Annotated in this window: 1 protein-coding gene and 1 pseudogene; both read left to right on the plus strand. The window is 39.0% G+C overall.

What is annotated here, in order from left to right:
- Positions 1–1,563 (plus strand): shufflon system plasmid conjugative transfer pilus tip adhesin PilV, encoded by a 1,563-nt coding sequence (gene pilV / locus NNO02_RS23145; protein ID WP_271455865.1) that lies wholly within the window; start codon positions 1–3, stop codon positions 1,561–1,563.
- 165 nt (positions 1,564–1,728) lie between these two features.
- Positions 1,729–1,851 (plus strand): annotated as a pseudogene (traD, locus tag NNO02_RS23150) (conjugal transfer protein TraD); the annotation flags it as partial.

Genomic DNA, 1,851 nt, shown 5'->3' on the forward strand with positions numbered 1-1,851 from the left:
ATGATGGGGTCAAAGAGGATGATAAAAATGAAAGGAATAAATAGTAAGGGGTTTTCTTTATTGGAACTAACATTGGTTTTGGGTATTGGAACAGTGATGGCGTTCGTAAAATTTCAGGACATGAAAACTAATCAAGAAAACATGATGGCTGATACTGTTGGTAATCAGATAAAACAGGTAGGAGAGGCGGTAAATCGCTATATTAGTATCCACTATGACAGATTATCAACACTTTCTTCAAGTAGCAGTCAGTCCAGTGATCCGGGGCCAAGGGTATGTTCTGGTAATAGTTGTGAAATTACATATCAGACTTTGGTGAATGAAGGATTGCTGCCTGTGAGTTATACAGGCATCAACATGCAAAAGTCTTCTTACAAGATAGTGTTAAAACGTTCAGGAATAGCTCCTAACTTTGTTATCAATGGTCTGATTACAACAACATCGCCTTGGCTGGAAGGCGGGAGGTATCGTTATGACTTGTTAGGAAAGGCAATGCAAGTTGCTGGTATTGATAGTGGAATGACGCAATCAGCAGCTTTAGTATCAGGTTTGCAGGGCGCATGGACCGAGACATCATCAGCTTTCAATAATATTACTGCAGCGGGTCTACTGGCGTATCGTGTTGGGTACGATTCTTCTATGTACTCAGTGTATTTACGTCGTGATGGCACATTACCTATGACAGGTAATTTAAACATGGGTAATCAGGATATAAATAATGCCAGAAATATAACAGCAGCAGGAACGATAACTACAAACACATTGCATTCTACCGGAGATACAAATATTGGAGTAAATTTGAACGTTGGAGGTAATGCTCAAGTAAATGGAACTATCAATTCAAATAACACTGTTTCAGGTACTACGCTCACGTCACGTGGTGAAACCTACACGCAGAACTGGTTCAGAACAATGGGTGATGGTGGTGTGTATTTCCAGAAATGGGGTGGTGGATGGAATATGACTGATGCTAATACTATACAGGCATATGGGGGTAAAAATATTCAAACATCTGCGGGTATATATGGTGGTTATTTAAAATCAACCGGAAATATAGATGCTAATGGCACGTTAAACACAGCATATGTATGGGCATCAGGAAATGTCAATTCTAATTATATTCATTCTAATGGGAACATAGACGCTAATGGTAGATTAAGTGCTGGTGAATATCTTCAACTCAATGGTGTTGCCGTTAGTGGCGGAGGTTGTTCACCAAATGGTTTACAGGGAAGGACCAGTACGGGACAACTATTATCTTGTGTTAATGGCGTGTGGCAAGGCACAGGAGGTGGGTTCTTTAAAGCACCACCACCTCAAACCATACAGTGTACCTCACGAAATAGCTCTGGTAGCGGAAGACGAATCTATATGGCTAAAATCGATGAAACAGGTCAGTTATATACACGAGTGTCTTCAAATTTTGGTTTGGATACTGGTTGGGCTAAAGGTGCTCTCAACGTATTTGTTGATTTTAAGGGGATTTCTATAAGTGGCAGCTCGCCTGAGAATTCTAATCAATCAGGTACTTCAAGCTGCAGCGCAAACTGGGTTTGGGGTTGAATATATTTTAATGCAGTAGAATATATAACTTATATCAAAAACAGCTATACAAAAGGAAATGTTCATTTGAATTGTTACGAATTCTAATTGTTAGTTCTGGTATAACAATTCAACCCAAAAGAACTATCAATATAGATGTGTCTTAATCTTCTTAAAAATTAAGTAAAACCCTTATCCAAGAATACAGAGACACGCCTGAAGATAATCCTTGGGGCAGAAGTGGCTAAAGCAATTGGCTGTAGAGTAGAAGATGTTGATAAAGAATTTATATTAGGACTGGTATTACAA

The sequence above is a fragment of the Citrobacter sp. Awk 2 genome (assembly GCF_028069815.1).
GTDB lineage: Bacteria > Pseudomonadota > Gammaproteobacteria > Enterobacterales > Enterobacteriaceae > Citrobacter.